The 17,415-nt window shown below is 72.2% G+C and carries 9 protein-coding genes; 8 read left to right on the plus strand and 1 reads right to left on the minus strand.

All coding sequences use genetic code 11. From position 1 onward, the window contains the following. Positions 1-153: 153 nt before the first annotated feature. The 7 genes from ACZ7LU_RS19485 to ACZ7LU_RS19515 are packed head-to-tail and all read left to right on the plus strand — an operon-like array spanning position 154 to position 12,684. Positions 154-3,501, plus strand: coding sequence for a non-ribosomal peptide synthetase (locus ACZ7LU_RS19485; RefSeq protein WP_471917387.1), 3,348 nt, complete (start codon positions 154-156; stop codon positions 3,499-3,501). A 41-nt stretch (positions 3,502-3,542) separates the two neighbouring features. Beyond that, positions 3,543-5,753, plus strand: coding sequence for an acyl-CoA dehydrogenase family protein (locus tag ACZ7LU_RS19490; RefSeq protein ID WP_471917388.1), 2,211 nt, complete (start codon positions 3,543-3,545; stop codon positions 5,751-5,753). 47 nt (positions 5,754-5,800) lie between these two features. Continuing rightward, complete coding sequence (locus ACZ7LU_RS19495) at positions 5,801-6,061, plus strand: MbtH family protein (RefSeq protein WP_468089163.1); 261 nt, start codon at positions 5,801-5,803, stop codon at positions 6,059-6,061. Next, on the plus strand, positions 6,058-6,867 hold the full coding sequence (locus ACZ7LU_RS19500) for a thioesterase II family protein (RefSeq protein WP_471917389.1): 810 nt from the start codon (positions 6,058-6,060) through the stop codon (positions 6,865-6,867). The genes ACZ7LU_RS19495 and ACZ7LU_RS19500 overlap by 4 nt, the downstream gene beginning before the upstream one ends. Beyond that, positions 6,864-10,052: an amino acid adenylation domain-containing protein gene (locus tag ACZ7LU_RS19505; RefSeq protein WP_471917390.1), complete on the plus strand. Its 3,189-nt coding sequence runs from the start codon at positions 6,864-6,866 to the stop codon at positions 10,050-10,052. The genes ACZ7LU_RS19500 and ACZ7LU_RS19505 overlap by 4 nt, the downstream gene beginning before the upstream one ends. After that, complete coding sequence (locus ACZ7LU_RS19510) at positions 10,049-11,653, plus strand: condensation domain-containing protein (RefSeq protein WP_471917391.1); 1,605 nt, start codon at positions 10,049-10,051, stop codon at positions 11,651-11,653. The genes ACZ7LU_RS19505 and ACZ7LU_RS19510 overlap by 4 nt, the downstream gene beginning before the upstream one ends. Positions 11,654-11,700: 47 nt before the next feature. Next, a complete protein-coding gene (locus tag ACZ7LU_RS19515) occupies positions 11,701-12,684 on the plus strand; it encodes an aldo/keto reductase (RefSeq protein ID WP_471917392.1) in 984 nt (327 codons plus the stop codon). A 94-nt stretch (positions 12,685-12,778) separates the two neighbouring features. Here the strand turns inward: ACZ7LU_RS19515 and ACZ7LU_RS19520 are convergent, their stop codons facing one another. Then, entirely contained in the window at positions 12,779-13,948 is a 1,170-nt protein-coding gene (locus ACZ7LU_RS19520; RefSeq protein ID WP_471917393.1) for an argininosuccinate synthase domain-containing protein, read from the minus strand. A 341-nt stretch (positions 13,949-14,289) separates the two neighbouring features. Between ACZ7LU_RS19520 and ACZ7LU_RS19525 the strand changes: the two genes are divergently transcribed. Continuing rightward, positions 14,290-17,412 carry a non-ribosomal peptide synthetase gene (locus tag ACZ7LU_RS19525; RefSeq protein ID WP_471917394.1) on the plus strand — a complete coding sequence of 1,041 codons (3,123 nt, stop codon included), beginning with the start codon at positions 14,290-14,292 and terminating at the stop codon, positions 17,410-17,412. Positions 17,413-17,415: the final 3 nt, after the last annotated feature.

A 17,415-nucleotide genomic window follows, 5' to 3' on the forward strand; every position in this document is an offset into this window, starting at 1 on the left:
AGTGAATGGCTTTACGCGGTCGTTCATCGCTGAGCCACAGTGGGGTAAGCGTCACGCTTACCCGGAACAAGCACCGATGGTGAGGACAGTCCCCGGATCCTCTCTTTATCGTTCCGAATCGGTACCCGAAGTCCGGCCGAATGGAGATCTGCCATGAGCGAGCTGGTCAAGAGACTGGCCAAACTGCCCGAGAGTCGCCGGGCAGAGTTCCTCGCGCAGCTCCGCTCGGGAGCCGAGGGCCGGCGAAGCCAGGAACTGACTGCCAGGGACACACAGGAGCCCGCGCCCCTGTCCCATGCGCAGGAGACCCTCTGGTTCATCGACCGGCTCGCACCCGGCCGGGCCACATACAACGTCGCCAGCAGCTTCCGCATCAGGGGAGCCCTCGACGTCCCCGCCCTTCGCCGGGCGCTGCGGACCGTGGTCGACCGCCACGAGACCCTGCGCACGTCACTGGTCGACACGCACTCCGGCCCGGTGCAGCGCGTGCTGCCCGTGGACGACCCCCGGGTCGGGGCGCCGCTCACCGTGCGGGACCTCTCCGCCGCCCCGGAGGGCGCCGAGGCCGCCCGGAACTTCGCCACCGAGCTGGCGCGCACCCCCTTCGACCTGCCCGAAGCGCCCCTGTGGCGTGCGGAGCTGGCGCTCCTCGGCGAGGACGACCACCTCTTCGTCTTCGTGGTCCACCACGTCGTCTTCGACGGCTGGTCGGCCGGCGTCTTCGCGGACGAGCTCTCCGCCGCCTACGCCGCCGAAGACCTGGCCCCCCTCGCCGTCCAGTACGGCGACTACGCGGACTGGCAGCGGCGCCGCCTCACCGGTGACACCTACGAAGAGCTGACCGGGTACTGGCGCGAGCGGCTCACCGGCGCCCCCACCCTGGAACTTCCCACCGACCGGGCCCGGCCCCCGGAGACCACGTACGACGGCACCTACCTGCGCCGGGTCCTCGCCCCGGACCTCGCGGGCCCCGTGGCGCGGCTCGCCCGCTCCTGCGGGGTCACCCCCTACGTGGTCCACCTCTCGGCCTTCCTGCTGCTCATGCACCGCTACAGCGGCCAGGACGACGTCGTCATCGGCACGCCCACGGCCAACCGCGACCAGGTCGAGGTCGAGCGGCTGATCGGCTTCTTCGTCAACATGCTGCCGCTGCGCGCCGACCTGTCGGGCGCCCCGAGCTTCCGCGAGCTCGTCGAACGCGTCGGCGCCCTGGTGCGCGAGGACTTCGCGCACGGCGAGCTGCCCTTCGAGAAGATCGTGGAGGTGGCGCGGCCCCGCCGCGACCCGTCGCGTTCCCCGCTGTTCCAGGTCGTGTTCGCCTTCCACAACACCGCCGACAAGGGACTCGGACTGCCGGGCCTCGACGTCCGCCAGGAGTACCTCGACGCCGGCACCTCCCGCTTCGACCTGAGCTGGAACGTCACGGAGCGCCCCGAAGGCAGCGCCGTGGAGGCCGAGTTCAACACCGACCTCCTCGACGCCGAGACCGTCGAGGGGCTGCTCTCCCACTACGAGCACGCCCTCACCGCGGTCCTCGCCGACCCCGACCTGACGGTCTCCAGGACCCCGCTGCTCACGCCGGCGGCCCGCGAGGAGATGGTGACGAGGTGGCGCGGCCCCGCCCTCGCCGTGCCCGACCTCTCGGTCCCCGCGCTGTTCGAGGAACGGGTGCGGGCCACCCCGCACGCCGTGGCCCTGGCCGTCGGCACGGAACGGCTGACCTACGCCGAGCTCAACGAGCGGGCGAACCGGCTGGCCCGGGTGGTGCGGGCACGCGGCGCGGCGCCCGGTGAGCGGGTGGCGCTGTGTCTGCGCCGTACGCCCGACCTGATCGCGGGCGTCCTCGCGGTGCTCAAGTCCGGTGCCGCGTACGTGCCGGTCGACCCCGGCTACCCGGCGGCCCGAATGGCCACCATCCTCGACGATGCCGCGCCCGTCGCCGTGCTCGCCCACGAGGAGTGTGCCGGGAGCCTGCCCGGCGGCCACGACGTGCTCGTCCTGGAGCGCCTCGCGGACGAGCTGGCCGCTCAGGACGGCGACGACCCGGCGTACGAGGTCTCCCCATCGGATGTCGCGTACGTCCTCTACACCTCCGGCACGACCGGCCGCCCCAAGGGCGTGCTCATCGAGCACCATTCGGTGGCCGGCTTCGTCGAGGCCGCGCGGCACCTCTTCGACATCACCCCCGACGACCGCGTACTGGGCTACGCGTCGGCGAACTTCGACGTCTCCGTCGGCGAGACGTTCAACGCGCTGCTCACCGGAGCGCAGTTGCACCTGGTGCCGGACGACGTGCGGCTGGACGTGGGTCTGCTCCAGGAGTTGCTGGAGAAGGAGCGCATCTCCCTCGTCGATCTGCCGCCCGCGGTCCTGGCCCTCCTCGACCCCGACCGCCTGCCCGATCTGCGCATCGTCTTCGTCGGTGGCGAGGCCTTCTCCGGCGAGCTGGTGAACCGCTGGAACCGGGACGGCCACCGCTTCTTCAACGGCTACGGGCCGACGGAGTGCACGGTCACCATGGTCGTCCACGAGTGCCCCGGGCACTGGGACGCCTCCCCGCCGATCGGCCTGCCCATCGCCAACCACGTGGCACACGTCCTGGACGAGCACCTGGAGCCGGTGCCCTACGGCGTGATCGGCGAACTCCTCGTGGGCGGCGAAGGTCTGACGCGCGGATATCTCGGAGCCCCCGAGCTGACCCGCGAGAAGGTGATCGCCGACCCGTTCGACAGCACCGCGGACGGCCGCCTCTACCACACCGGTGACCTGGTGCGCAGGCGCCGTGACGGCAGCCTCGTCTTCGTCGGGCGCAAGGACCAGCAGGTGAAGATCCGCGGCCTGCGCATCGAACTCGGTGACGTGGAGGCCGCGTTGGCCACCTGCCCCGGCGTCAGCCAGGTGGCCGTCGTGCCCTGGGCGGACCCGCACGGCGAGCGGCACCTGGTGGCCTACACCGCCTCCTCGGGCGCCACCGTCGAAGCGGCCGAGCTGCGGACCCACGCGGCCGCCCGGCTGCCCGGCTACATGGTGCCGTCCTTCTTCGTCACGCTGGACGCGCTGCCGCTCACGGTCAGCGGCAAGGTCGACCAGCGGGCCCTGCCGGACCCCGACCCGGACCACCTCGCCGCACGGGAGACCGGCGGCGCCCTTCCCCGCACGGAGACCGAGCGCGTCCTCGCCGAGGAGGTCTTCGCCAAGGCTCTGCGGCAGGAGCGGGTCGGCGTGCACGACGACTTCTTCGCGATCGGCGGCAACAGCCTCCAGGCCGCGTCGCTGATGTCGCTGCTCTCCGAGCGCTTCCAGGTACGGGTCGGCCTCGCGGAGTTCTTCCGCTCGCCCACGGTCGCCCACCTCGCGGAGACCGTCGACCGGCTGCGCGCCCAGACCGACGGCAGCGACGACCTGCTCGCCCTGATCGAGGGGATGTCCGACGAGGACGCGACCCGTCTCATGGACGAGGACGCGACCCGTCTCGAGGACGCCGGGGACAGGCAGAGCTGACCCGGTGACACGGACCGTACGAACGAGAAGAGACCAGCGACATGCACTTCGGCTTCACCCCGGACCAGGAAGCCTTCCGCGTCCGCGTACGCGAGGAGCTCGGCGCCGGGGACATCCGAGCTGAGCTGGACCGGCTCCTGGCCGACACCGGCCGGGAACCGGATGTCCGCCCGCTGTACCGGGCACTCGGCCGGCGCCGCCTGCTGGCCGCCAACTGGCCCGAAGAGTACGGGGGCCAGGGCGCCACGCTGACCGAGGCCTCGATCGTCGCCGAGGAGCTGGCCCGCGCGGGCGTGCCGGACACGCTGCACGTCAACACCGTGCAGATCGTCGGAATGTTCCTGCTGCACGCCGGATCCGAGCAGCTCAAGGCGCGTCACCTGCCCGCCGTCGGCGAGGGCCGGAGCTTCGCGAGCGTGCTGTACACGGAGCCGGAGGCCGGGTCCGACCTGGCTGGGCTGCGCACCACGGCGGTACGCGACGGCGACCATTTCGTGATCAGCGGCGTGAAGGCGTACAACCTCAAGAGCGACATCACCGACGTCGCCCTGTGCGCCGCGCGGACCGGCGCCCCCGACGGGCGCTACCAGGGCATCACCCTCTTCATGGTCGCCATGGACGCTCCCGGCGTGCGCCGGGAGACCATCGCGGGAATCGCCGACGAGCAGTTCCACCGGGTCGTGCTCGACGAGGTACGGGTGCCGGCCGAGGATGTCGTCGGCGAGGTCGGCCAGGGGTGGCAGCTGCTCACCCAGGCGCTCGCCGTGGAACGCACCGGTCTCGACTACTCGCTCAAGGCCGAGTCGTGGTACGCGGCCGTGGTCGCCGGCGGCCTCGAAGCCGCGGAACTGGAGCGCGGCGGCCGCTTCGGCGCCGAGGTCGAGGCCGCGCGGCTGCACACCTGGTGGGTGCTCAAGCAGCTCGACCAGGGGCTGGACGAGGCCGACACCACCAGCGCGGCCGTGGCCAAGTACGTCACCAGCGAACTGGCCCGTGAGGTGGCCGCGTGGGCGAACGCGCTCCCGTCCTCCCTGTCGGCGGCCGCGGCCTCGACCCTCGAGGCCGCGTACCGGGAGGCGCCCGGTCTGACCTTCTCGGCCGGCACCTCCGAGATGATGCTCCAGATCGTCGCCGCGGGTGAGGGCGGCGGTACGGGAGCCGCCACGGAAGCGGTCGAGGACACCCTGACCCGCCACCTGCGGCAGGCGATCCGCACCCGCTTCGCATCCGTTGCGGCACGCGACATCGGGACCGATGCCGTCCACGGCGCCCCGGCGGTGGACGGCGCGTCCTGCCCGAGCTGGCCCGCGCTCGCCGAGATCGGTGCGCCCGGCTTCGAGGTGCCCGCGGAGGCGGGCGGACTCGGACTGGGGCTGCCCGGCTCCCTGGTGGTGTGCGAGGAACTCGGCCGCGCCGCCCTGGGCGGCCCCTACCGCGCCACGGCACTCACCGCCGACGTGGCGGGGCTCTGCGCCGCCGACGGCGCCCACGAGGCCGTGCTGAACGGCTTGAGTTCGGGTGAACTCACCGTGTCCGCCGACTCGTTCGGAGCTGGGCAGCCCCTCGCGGCGCATCCGGCCGACGGAGGCTGGAACGTCTCGCTCAAGGCCGCCGAGGACTCGCACGAGCCGGACACCACACACCGGCTGCTCTTCCTGGAGACCGCGGACGGAGTGGTCGCGGCCCTGCTCCCCACGGACGGCCCGGGCGCACACGGCGACGTGTTCGTCCCGCACGATCACGTCCTGGGCCGGCCGTCACCGGCGCAGTGGACGGAGCTCACGGCCCGCGCCCGCATCCGGCAGGCCGCCTACCTGCTCGGCCTGGCCGAGGGCGCGCACGCCGCGGCCCGCGCGCACACGCTGCGCCGCGAGCAGTTCGGCGCCGTGCTCCACGACTTCCAGGGCGTCTCCTTCGCACTGGCGCGCGCGGCGACCCGTGTGGAGACGGTGCGCCTGGCGGTGCTCAGGGCGGGAGAGCTCGCGGACGAGGACCGGCCCGCCGCACGCGCCGCGCTGGACGCGCTGGCGCTGGCCGCGGAGACGGCGGCCGAGGTCACGGCGACCGCAGTGCACGTGTGCGGGGTGCGCGGTCTGACCTCCGAGCTGCCGGTGCAGCGCCACTACCGACTGGCCCGCACGGAGACCGTCCGCATGGGGGCGCCCGCCGGGCTGTTCCGCGAGGCGGGACGGCTGCGGCTGTCCGGCGGGAACGACCTGGAGCTGCTGACCGCCCCCACCGGCACGCCATGACCGAGCACCACCGAACCAGCACACGACCGAGAACCGAGGAGACGTCCATGGCCGCAACCGAACAGCCCGAGGCCGCGGAACAGGAGAGCGAGCTCCAGTACCGCGTGGTCGCCAACGACGAGGAGCAGTTCTCCATCTGGCCCCTTGGCCGCGAAGTCCCCGCGGGCTGGCGCGACATGGGGGTCAGCGGGCCGGAGGCGCGGTGCCTGGAGCACATCGCCGAGGTCTGGACCGACCTGCGGCCGCTGAGCCTGCGCCAGGACATGGCGGCCGGCGCCTCCGCGCCCTCGCCGGCGCTGCCCCGATGACCACGGACACCACGGTGGACCGGTGGTTCTCCGGCGAGCGGCTGCCGCGGGCCCGGGCCCGCCTGATCGCGTTCCCGCACGCCGGGGGAGCGGCCAGCGCCTACCAGCAGTGGTCGACGTGGGCGGGCCCGAACCTGGAGCTGCGCGCCGTGCAGTACCCGGGACGCGCCGGGCGGTTCACGGAACCGGCACACACCCGGTGCGAGCCCCTGGCGCACGACATAGCCGCCCGGCTCCAGACGTTCATGGACCTTCCGCTGGTCCTCTTCGGCCACAGCATGGGCGCCCTGGTGGCGTTCGAGGTGGCGGTGGAGCTGGAGCTGACGTACGGCATCCGGCCCGCCCACCTCATCGTGTCCGGCGCCCCGGCCCCCTCCGTGCCGTCCCGCACCACCTCGATGCGCTCCGACGTCCCCGACGAGACGCTGGTCGCCGCGATGCGCGCGCTGGGCGGCAGCAAGGAGGAAGTGCTCGCCGATCCGGAGCTGCTGCCCCTGATCCTGCCGGTGATGCGCGCGGACCTGGCGATCGGCGAGAGCTACCGGCCGCGCGCCCGGACGCGGATCGGCGCCCCCGTCACCGTCATGTCGGGCGTCGACGACGCCTCCGTCACCGCCGCGGACGTCCGGGGCTGGCAGGAGTACACCACCGGAGAGTTCCAGCAGCTCTCCTTCCCTGGCGACCACTTCTACCTGCACGCGGAGCACGCGCGGCAGGTCTTCGGCCGCGTACGCGACCTGGTCGGGCAGTACGCGGCCGACGGAACGCGGCAGTCGGACGGACGATGGAGCGAGCACACCCAGTGACGTACGCGGAACCGCTGGTCCACCAGCTCTTCGAGGCCCAGGCCACCGCAGCGCCGGACGCCGTTGCCGTGGTCCACGGCGCCGTCTCGGTGAGTTACCGGCAACTGGACGAGCGCGCCGACGCGCTGGCCCGGCAGCTGCGCACGCGGTGCGCCCACGCGGTGGACCGGACTCCCGCCGGGGAGCCGGTGGTCGCCGTCCGGATGCCGCGCGGCCCGGAACTCGTCACGGCGCTGCTGGCCGCCGCCAAGGCAGGAGCCGCCTACCTGCCGCTCGACCCCGGGCTCCCCGCGGACCGCACCCGGTATCTGCTGCGGTCCGCCGGGGCGCGGCTGCTGCTCACTGACGGCAAGCGCGTGCCGGACGCCGACACCGTGGCCGTCGCCGGGGACCTGCCCGTGCTCGACGTGAATGCCGCGCCCCGGGACAGCGCGGGCGCCGATGTGGACGGCGCGCCCCGGGACAGCGCGGGCGCCGATGTGGACGGCGCCGTACGCGACGACCCGCGGCGCCTCGCCTATCTCATCCACACCTCCGGCTCCACCGGCCTGCCCAAGCCCGTGGCCGTCGAGCACCGCTCCCTCGCGAACCACGCGCGGGCCATCCGTACGCTCTTCGGGCTGTCCCGGACGGACCGCGTGCTCCAGTTCACGAATCCCGGGTTCGACGTACTCGGCGAGGAGGTCTACCCGACGCTGGCCGCGGGCGGCACCCTCGTCGTCCTGGACGACACCGCGCTGCCCCCCGCCGCGATGGAGGGCTTCCTCCGTACGCACCGGGTGACGGTCGCCAACCTCCCGACGCCGTACTGGGCCCAGTGGTGCGCCGACCTCGATCGGACACCGCGCCCCCTGCCGGGGAGCCTGCGGCTCCTCGTCGTCGGCAGCGACACCACGCACACCCGCACCCTGGCGGCCTGGCGCAGGCACAGCGCCGTACCGGTGATCAACGCCTACGGGCTCACCGAGACCACGATCACGGCCACCGCCGCGGTGTATCCGGACCACGCCCCGCTCCCCGGCGGCAGCACGCTGCCCATCGGCACCGCACTCGACGGCGTCGAGGCGTACGTCCTCGACCACGCGATGGTGCCCTGCCCTCCCGGTGAGACCGGTGAGCTGTACATCGGCGGCCGCGCGGTGGCGCGCGGCTATCAGGGCAGGCCCGACCTCACCGCCCGGCGCTTCGTACCGGACCCGTTCGCCGGGAACGCCGGCGGCCGCCTGTACCGCACGGGCGACTTGGCGCGCCGGGACGCGGACGGCGCGATCGAGTTCCTGGGCCGCGACGACCACCAGGTCAAGATCCGCGGCCACCGCGTCGAGCCGGCGGAGGCGGAAGCGGCACTCGCACAGGACCCCCTGGTACGGGAGTGCGCCGTGGTGGCCATGACCGCGCGATCAGGGCAGACCCAACTCGTCGCCTACATCGTCGGGGACGCCGATCCGCGGCGGCTGCGCGCACGCGCCGCCCGGTCCCTGCCCGACTACGCGATCCCCTCGGCGTACGTCGCCCTGCCCGCCCTGCCGGTCACCGTCCAGGGCAAGCTGGACCGCAAGGCCCTGCCCGCGCCCGAGCCGGAGGAGCGCCACAGCCCTTACGTCCGCCCGGTGGGGCCGGACGAGGAACGCCTCGCGGCGCTGTGGAGCGAGGTGCTCGGCGTGCCCCGCGTGGGACGGACCGACGAGTTCATCGGGCTCGGCGGCGATTCCCTGCACATGGCCAGGGTCCTCGGCCGGATCGCGCAGGAGTACGGGACGCACGTGACCGCACGCGAGTTCCTGGCGGCCGGCACGGTCGAGGACCTCGCCGCCCTGGTCCGCGGCGGCGTCCCCGTACCGTCCCCGGTGCGGGAGACCGCCCCTGAGGACGCGGTCTCGCCCGGCGAGCAACGCCTGTGGGTCCTCGGGCAGTTCAGGCCGGCGGCCGGCACCGCGTACAACGTGCCGAGCGCGCTGCGGCTGTCCGGCCCCCTCGACGTCGCCGCTCTCCGGCTCGCCCTGGGGGACGTCGTCGAGCGCCACGAGCGCCTGCGGACCTCCTTCCACTTCCGGGACGGCCGCCTGACGGCCGAGATCGCGCGGGACGTGACGGTGTCCTTGCCGGTCATCGACCTGAGCGCGGGCGAACACGGCGCGGCGGCCCCGCTCGTACGGGCCGAGCAGCTCGCGCGGCAGCCGTTCGACCTGGCGAGCGCCCCCCTGCTGCGCACCGCGCTCATCCGGGTGGCGCCCGACGACCACCTGCTCGTCGTGGTCACCCACCACATCGTCTCGGACGGCGTGAGCAGCGACGTCTTCGACCGGGACCTGGCGGCGGCCTACGCGGCGCGGCTGGCCGGCGAGGCACCGCCGTGGCGGGAAGCCTCCACCGGATACCGCGACTTCATCCGTACGCAGCAGGACCTGGACGGCTCCGCCTCGGCGGACGCCCTCGTCAAGCACGTGGTGGAACGGCTGAGCGGCGCACCCACGGTGCTGGGGCTCCCGGCCGACCACCCACGGCCCAAGGCCATGAGCTACCGGGGCCACCGCCTGTCGCGGAACACCCCGGCCGGTCTCCTCGCCGCGGTCACCCGGCTCGCGCGCGAGGAGGGGACCACCCCGTACTGCGTGGTCCTGACCGCGTTCGGCGCCGTGCTGCGCGAACTCTGCGGGCAGGACGACCTGTTGATCGGCTCGCCCGCGGCGGGACGGCCGGGGCCGGACTTCGAGGACGTCCTCGGGTTCTTCGTGAACACGGTCGTCCTGCGGCTCGACTTCCGGGGCACCCGGTCCTTCCGCGACGCGCTGCGCCTCGCGCACGGGCAGGTGCTCGACGCGATCGAGCACGAGTACGTCCCCTTCGACCGGCTGGTGCAGGAACTCGTCACGGAACGGGTGCTGTCCGTGCCGCCGCTCGTCCAGGCGGCCCTCGCCTACCAGGGGCCGCGCCGCCCGGAGGCCCGCCTCGCGGGAGTGCGGGCGACGCCGGTGCCGCTGCACAACGGCAGCGCGAAGTTCGATCTGACGCTGGAGATCGAGGAAGTGGCCGGGGAGATGGTGGCCACCGTCGAGTACAGCACCGACCTCTTCGCGCGCGGCACGGTGGAGGACCTGCTCGACCGCTGGACAGCGGTGATTTCAGAGGCAGTCGCACGGCCGGATGCGGTCCTGTGCGACGCAAGGGGAGGGGCGAGGACATGACGGAAACAGGTGCGCGGGGGATGCCGGCGGGGGAGGGGCTCGAGCGGCTGCGCGGGGTGTGGTCGCAGGTGCTGGGGCGTGACTCCATCGCGGCGGACGACAACTTCTTCTCCCTCGGCGGGGACTCGATCACGGCTATCCGGCTGGTGGCGGAGGCCCGCGCGGCGGGCCTCGACATCAGCGTGGAAGAGGTGTTCCTCCACCCCACGCTCGGTGAACTCGCCCGCGAAGCGGCGGGTGTCGGCGACGAGCCCGCGGCGGAGCAGCCCCCGACGGCTGCCGCGCTCACGACGACGCTCGCCGACCTCGACCCGGAGCTCGTGCCCGCGGGCGTGGTGGCCGCCTACCCGCTCTCCTCGCTCCAGCTGGGCATCCTGTACCACTGCGAACTCAGCGACGACCCGGCGCTCTACCACGACCTGACCCGGGTGCGCGTGAGCGGCCCGTGGGACGAGGCGGCTCTGCGGGACGCCGTGGCGGCGCTCGTCGACCGGCACGAGATGCTCCGCACCTCCTTCGAGCTCGCCGAGTTCCGCGAGCCCCTGCAACTGGTCCACGGCACGGCCACGGTCCCCCTGGAGACCCAGGATCTGAGCGGACTCACCGACGAGGAGCAGCAGAAGGCCCTGGACGACTGGTGGCACAGGGAGTCCGCGACCGCCTTCGACGAGACGAAGGCCCCGCTGCTCCGCATCCACGTGGGTGTCCTCTCCCAGGACTCCTTCCACCTCTCCCTGTCGGTGCATCACATCCTCCTCGACGGCTGGAGCTTCGCCCGCCTCGCCACCGAGGTGCTGATCGAGTACGAGCGGCGGCTCGGGTACGACGGCCCGGGACTCGAGGCGATGCCGCAGGTGCGCTACCGCGACTTCGTGGCGGCCGAGCAGCGCGCCACCCGGAACGCGGCGTCCCGTACGTACTGGGGCGAGCTCCTGAAGGGCATGCGGCCGCTGGCCCTTCCGGCGCCCTCCCTTGCGGAGGAGCCCGAAGTCGCCGAGGTGGTCCAGGAGTTGCCCGACGAGCTCGCCGCGCGGGTGCAGGAGTTCTCGGCCGCTGTGGGAGTCCCGGCCAAGAGCGTCTTCCTGGCCGCGCACCTGTGGACGATGGGTGAGCTCTGCGGGACCGAGGACGTGGTGACCGGGCTGTGCGGGAACGGCCGCCCCGAGTCGGAGGGGGCGGACCTGGTGCTCGGTGTGTTCCTCAACGTGCTGCCGGTGCGCGTACGGCTGGAGCACGGCAGCCGGCCGGAGCTGGTCCAGGCGGCGTTCGACGCGGAGCGCGAGCACCTCGCCCACCGCGGCTACCCGTTGGCCCGGATCCAGAAGGACCTGGGGCACGCTCCCTTCGAGGCGATGTTCAATTACACGGACTTCCACGTCTTCGACAAGGTCGACTCCCTGCGCCGCATCAGCACCGACCGGTGGAGCTTCGCCGACCGCACGAACTTCCCGGTGCTCGTCGAGGTGAACCGGCTCCCGCAGCGGAAGACCTACGAGCTGAGCATCCGGGTGGACCCCGCACAGGTGTCCGGGACGCTCGCGCCGAGGATCGGCGATTCGATGGTGCGGGCCCTGTCCGCCATCGTGCGCCGGGCGGACTGACAGCAATGCGGCAGTGAATCAGTGACAAGCGGAAACGAGGTTCGATCGTGGAGTACCGACGCTTCGGCAGGCTCGGGTGGCAGGTCAGCGAAGTCGGCTATGGAATGTGGGGAATAGCCGGAGGCGAAGGCGGCTGGTCCGGCGCCGACGACGCCACGGGCCAGGAGGCCCTGGAGGAGAGCATCCGGGGCGGCTGCAACTTCTTCGACACCGCCTGGATTTACGGGCGCGGCCACAGTGAGGAATTGCTCGGAAAGCTCCTTGAGCGGCACCCGGAAGAACAGCTCTACATCGCCACGAAGATTCCGCCGAAGGACCGCAAGTGGCCCTCGACGCGGGACTCCAGGCTCGCCGATGTATTTCCCGAGGACCACATCCTCGAATACACCCGCAAGAGCCTCGATGGGCTCGGCACGGAATCGATCGACCTGCTGCAGTTCCATGTGTGGGAGGACAGCTGGGCCGACGACCGGAGCTGGCAGGATCCCGTCCGCCGGCTGAAGGACGAGGGAGTCGTCAAGGGCGTGGGCATCAGCGTCAACCGCTGGGAGCCGACCAACGTCCTCAAGACGCTCGACACCGGGCTCGTCGACTCGGTCCAGGTGATCTACAACATCTTCGACCAGGCGCCGGAGGACGAGCTGTTCGCCGCCTGCCAGGAGCGGGACATCGCCGTCATCGCGCGGGTCCCCTTCGACGAGGGCACCCTGACCGGCACCCTCACCCACGACACGACCTGGCCCGAGGACGACTGGCGCAGCTCGTACTTCGTGCCGGAGAACCTGCACGCGAGCGTCGACCGCGCGGACGCGCTCAAGAAGGTCGTGCCCGCGGACATGACCATGCCCGAGCTGGCGCTGCGCTTCATCCTGCAGCACCCCGCGGTGAGCACCGTGATCCCGGGCATGCGCAGCGTCCGCCACGTCGCGGCGAACCTCGGGGTGAGCGGGGCGGAGCCGCTGTCGGCGGAGCTGTACGCGGAGCTGCGCAGGCATCGCTGGGACCGTACGCCGACGGCCTGGTCGCAGTGACGGCCCGGTCCCGGTAGGGCCGGCCGAAGAAAGCCGGGGGCGGGGAGTTGAACTCCCCGCCCCCGGCTTTTCGGGCGGTCCGGCAGGCGAGGTGCTAGCCCGCCTGCGTGATCCAGTGGTGGCCGCCGTGCGTGAACCGCGTCTGGCGCGCCGTCCCGGGCGCGTCCGTGAGGTCGAGCAACCGCTGGACCTGGACGTTCCCCCGGTACAGCGTCGCCTCCACGGTGCCGCTGACGCCGGCCGCGAGAAGGTCGACGCCGCCCGCCGCCGCCCGTCCGGACGCGTCGTGGAAGCGCCCCTCGTACACGGCGGTGCCGAGCGTGGCGGACAGCTGACGCAGCAGCGCCGCCGAGGGCTTGTCCAGGCATGCCTGGTACAGCGCGTCGAGGCAGGGGCCGAGGACGTCGAGGCCCGGCGCCTCGTACACGCCACGGCACTTGGTCCCGTTCACCCGGTTCTCGACCACGGTGCGCAGCGATATCCCGTGCCGGCCGCCGAGGGCGTTGGCCCGCTCCATCGCTTCGAGCGGGGTGACCGCGGTGCCGTCCACCGCGACGGGACGTCCGCCCTCGAAGCGGACGGTGAACGTCTCGGGTTCGGCGGCCGCGTCCTGCGGCCACACCGTCATCAGCGGCTCCACCGACGCGGGCGCGGTGGTCAGCGACTCCAGCGCGTCGCTCTCGTGCGAGAAGCCGGCGAGTCCACCGTCGACCGAGTACGCCACCCAGTCCGTGAGCTCCTTGGCGTAACCCAGGCCGGACAGGTACGTGCTCATGTCCGCGCGGGTCGGGAACCGCTCCAGCATCCAGGCCCTGGTCCACGGCGTGAACACCGTGAGGTCGGGCGTGAAGCGTGCCGCGTAACGGGCGAACCTGGCCTGGTCGTTGCCGCCGCCCACGCAGCCGTGGGCCAGTACGTCACACCCGTCGGCGCGCAGGACCGGGCCGAGCCCGCCGACCAGGACCGCGCGCGAGGCGCCGGTGGTGTTCCAGTAACCGCCCTCGTAGGTCGCCTGGTACGTCACGAGGTCGAGCGCGGTGCCGGCCATCTCGGCACGCAGGTCGACGACCTGGGACTTCAGTCCGTACTGGGAGAGGCGCGCGGCGAGTTCCCCCGCGGGCAGCGGCGCCTGCTGGCCGATGTCGGCGACGTAGCAGGTCACGTCAACATCATTTTCCGCGAGCCACGCGGCGACGGCGGTGCTGGAAAGCCCGCCCGAGGTGAACAGGCCCACGCGCAGGCCCTTGAGTTGTTTCAAATCCATCTGCGTATTACCCCCGGGGCCGTGCGTCGACATTGTGGGTACCGAATTCCGTGACGGACCGGTCCGTGACATCAGTATCCCCGTTCTCGCTGCGTCAACGCTCACTCCACCTGCGACGGTCAGGTCGCCGAAGGAGTCACATCTGTAATTGCGATGCTTACGGACGTGGTAATCACGTAGCGGTACCGCGACTCCTTGCGGCGGCCTTACCTTGTTCCGGAATATTCGGGGAATCACGATTCGTTTTCCCGGTTCGGAACTTTCGGTTCAGTCGAAACAAGTCCGAACAGTCGGGGCACAGTAGGCCGCCCACGAAGCGGCCCGTCAAGGGGGCGTCCGGTATGTCCGAGCGGTATCGAGTCGGGTCGCGTAGTGACGTTGCGGAGCCATCCGCCGACGATCCGGGAGACCGCACCGTCCTGCAGCTCTTCGAGGCCAGGGCGGCCGCGACGCCGCAGGCGCCCGCCGTCACCCACGGTTCGCTGACGCTCTCCTACCGGGACCTCGACGAGCGGGCCAACGCCCTCGCCCGGCAGCTCACCGAACTCGGCGTCGGACGCGGCGACTTCGTCCCGCTCGTCGTCGACGGGGGAGCGGAGCTGCCCCTCGCGATGATCGCGGCGATGAAGCTCGCGGCACCGTTCGTCCCGGTCGACGACTCGGGCCCCGTGGACCGCCTCGTCCGGATGATCGAGACGCTCGACGCCAAGGTGGTGCTGACCTCGGAGGGCAGCCGCCGACTCCCGCTCGCCGTCCCCGTACTGCCGGTGCGGCCCACGGAACCGGCGCGCGACGCAGCGCCACCGCCCATGCCCTCGGCCACCCTGAACGACATCGTTTACGGCTTCTACACCTCCGGCTCCACCGGCCTGCCCAAGTGCACGCTCAACGTGCACCGGGGCCTGCTCAACCGCTTCGCCTACATGAGCCGCAGGCTCAGCAGCCAGGTGGACGAGGTCGTGCTGCAGAACAGCAGGCACCAATTCGACTCGTCGCTCTGGCAGTTGCTGTGGCCCCTCACCACGGGAAGCCAGGTCGTGATACCCGAGCGCTCGGGCATCCTCGACCTCGAGGCGACCGTGGACGTCATCCACCGGCACGCCGTCACCACCACCGACTTCGTGCCCTCGATCTTCAACACGCTGGTGGAGCTGCTCACCACGGAGCCCGGCCTGATCCACCGCCTCGGCTCCCTGCGCCGGCTGCTCATCGGCGGCGAGGAGATGACCGCGGACGCCGTCCGCACCTTCCGGTCCTATCTCCCGGACGTCGACATCATCAACACCTACGGCCCGACCGAGGCGTCGATCGGCAGCGTCTTCCACACGGTGAGCGACGCGGACCGCGACCCCATGCCGATCGGCCGCCCCATCGACAACACCTACGCGGTGATCGTGAACGACCGCGCGGAACTCGTGGAGAGCGGGGAGACCGGCGAGATCTGGATCGGCGGCGAGTGTCTCGGCCTCGGGTATGTGAAGGACCCCCGCAAGACCGCGGCCGTCTTCGTGCCCAACCCCTTCCCCGAGATCCCCGGCGACCGGCTGTACCGCACGGGTGACCTCGGCTACCGGCGGCCGGACGGGCTCCTGCAGTTCGTCGGGCGCCTCGACCACCAGGTCAAGATCGGTGGCGTGCGCATCGAGCTGTCGGAGGTCGAGGCGGGGCTGCTGAGCCACCCGCTGGTGCGGGAGGCGAAGGTGATCGTGCACGAGGAGGGTGACAGCCGGGCACTCGTCGCCTTCGTGACCGTGCGTTCCGCCGAACTCGGCACCGCCCGGCTCAGGGAGCACGCCGCCGCGAGCCTGCCGCCCGCGCTGACACCGCGCCGCTTCGTCGTCCTGGACGCCATGCCGCTCACCCCCAACGGCAAGGCCGACCGCAAGGCACTCAAACAGCTGGCCCAGTCCGGCCACGCCACGGACCAGACCGACCTGCCGGAGCCGACCGTCACCGGCGGACCGGCGGGGGCGGAGCACGCCCCGGAATCCGTCGAGGTCGTGGTCCGCGCCACCTGGCTGGGCTTCCTGCCTGTCGGACAGGTCGACCCTGGCGCCGACTTCTTCGAACTGGGCGGTGACTCGCTCGGTGCTCAGCGCCTCGCCGTGGCCCTGAGCGAACGGTTCGGGACGCGAGTGTCGGTGCGGGACGTGTACGAGCGCCCGACCGTCGATCAGCAGGTCGCCCTCCTGACCGGACACGACGCCCACCAGCCGGCCCCGGACGGCGCCGCCGACGAGGCCGCGGCCCGCGAGCTCCGGGAACTCCTCGACGCCGACGCGGTGTTGCCGAAGGACATCGTCCCGCCGTCCGTCGTCACCGGGCCCGCGTCCCCGTGCGACGTGCTGCTGACCGGCGCCACCGGCTTCGTCGGCGGTCAACTGCTGCACGACCTGCTGGTCGGCACGGAGGCGGTCGTGCACTGCCTGGTACGGGCGGACGACGCGACGGACGCCCGGCGGCGGGTCGTCGCGAACCTGCGCGAGTACCGCCTCTGGGACGAGACGTACGCGGGCCGGATCGAGGCGGTGCCGGGAGACCTGCGTCTGCCTCGACTCGGTCTGGACCAGGCGGAGTTCACCACCTTGGCCGAGCGCGTCGACACGGTCGTCCACAACGGCGCGATGGTCAACCTCGCCCGCGGCTACCACGCCCACCGCGGCGCCAACGTCCACGGCACCGTGGAGATCCTCCGCTTCGCCACCACCCACCGCGCCAAGCAACTGCACTTCGTCTCGACCCTGGGAGTGTTCACCACCGGGGAGGACGGCGTCGGGTTCATCCCCGAGGGCCCCGTGCCCGCCGACGTGGTGCCCGCCGACGGCTACAGCCAGTCGAAGTGGGTCGCCGAACGGCTGCTCGCCGAGGCCGCCGAGCGAGGCCTGCCCGTCACCGTCCACCGCTTCGGCGAGGTCACCCCCCACTCCGTGACCGGTGTCCCCAGCCGCTCGGGACTGCACGACCTGCTCGTCAAGGCCTGCCTGCAGACGGGGATGTGGTTCTCCAGCCCCATCGTCACCGACTACACGCCGGTGGACCACGTCAGCGCGCTGGTGGTCGCCGCCGCCTGCCGGGGCGAGCGCGGGTGGCTGCACGAGGTACAGCCCCACGCCGTGGGTTTCGACGCGCTGATGGCCGTGTTCCAGGAAATCTTCCTCCTCACCGAAGTGGCGTACCCGGTGTTCTGGGAAGAGGTGCGGCGGCAGTCCGCCGCATCGCCGGACAACAGCGACCTCGTACGGGTCCTCGCGCTGCTGCCGCCGCCCGAGGACGACGCGGGCACCGACGGCGACGGGGGACTGCGGGTGAAGGAGAGCCTCGCGGGACTCTTCCGCCAGGACCCGGCGGCGGTGGGCAGGGAGCGGGCCGAGCGGCTGGCCACCGAGGCCGGCCTGGCGTGGCCGCCCGTCGGACGCGACGTGTTCCGGCGGTACGCCGCCTTCTACCAGTCGATCGGCTGGTAGCCG

It is taken from the genome of Streptomyces sp. NPDC039462 (genome assembly GCF_055639375.1).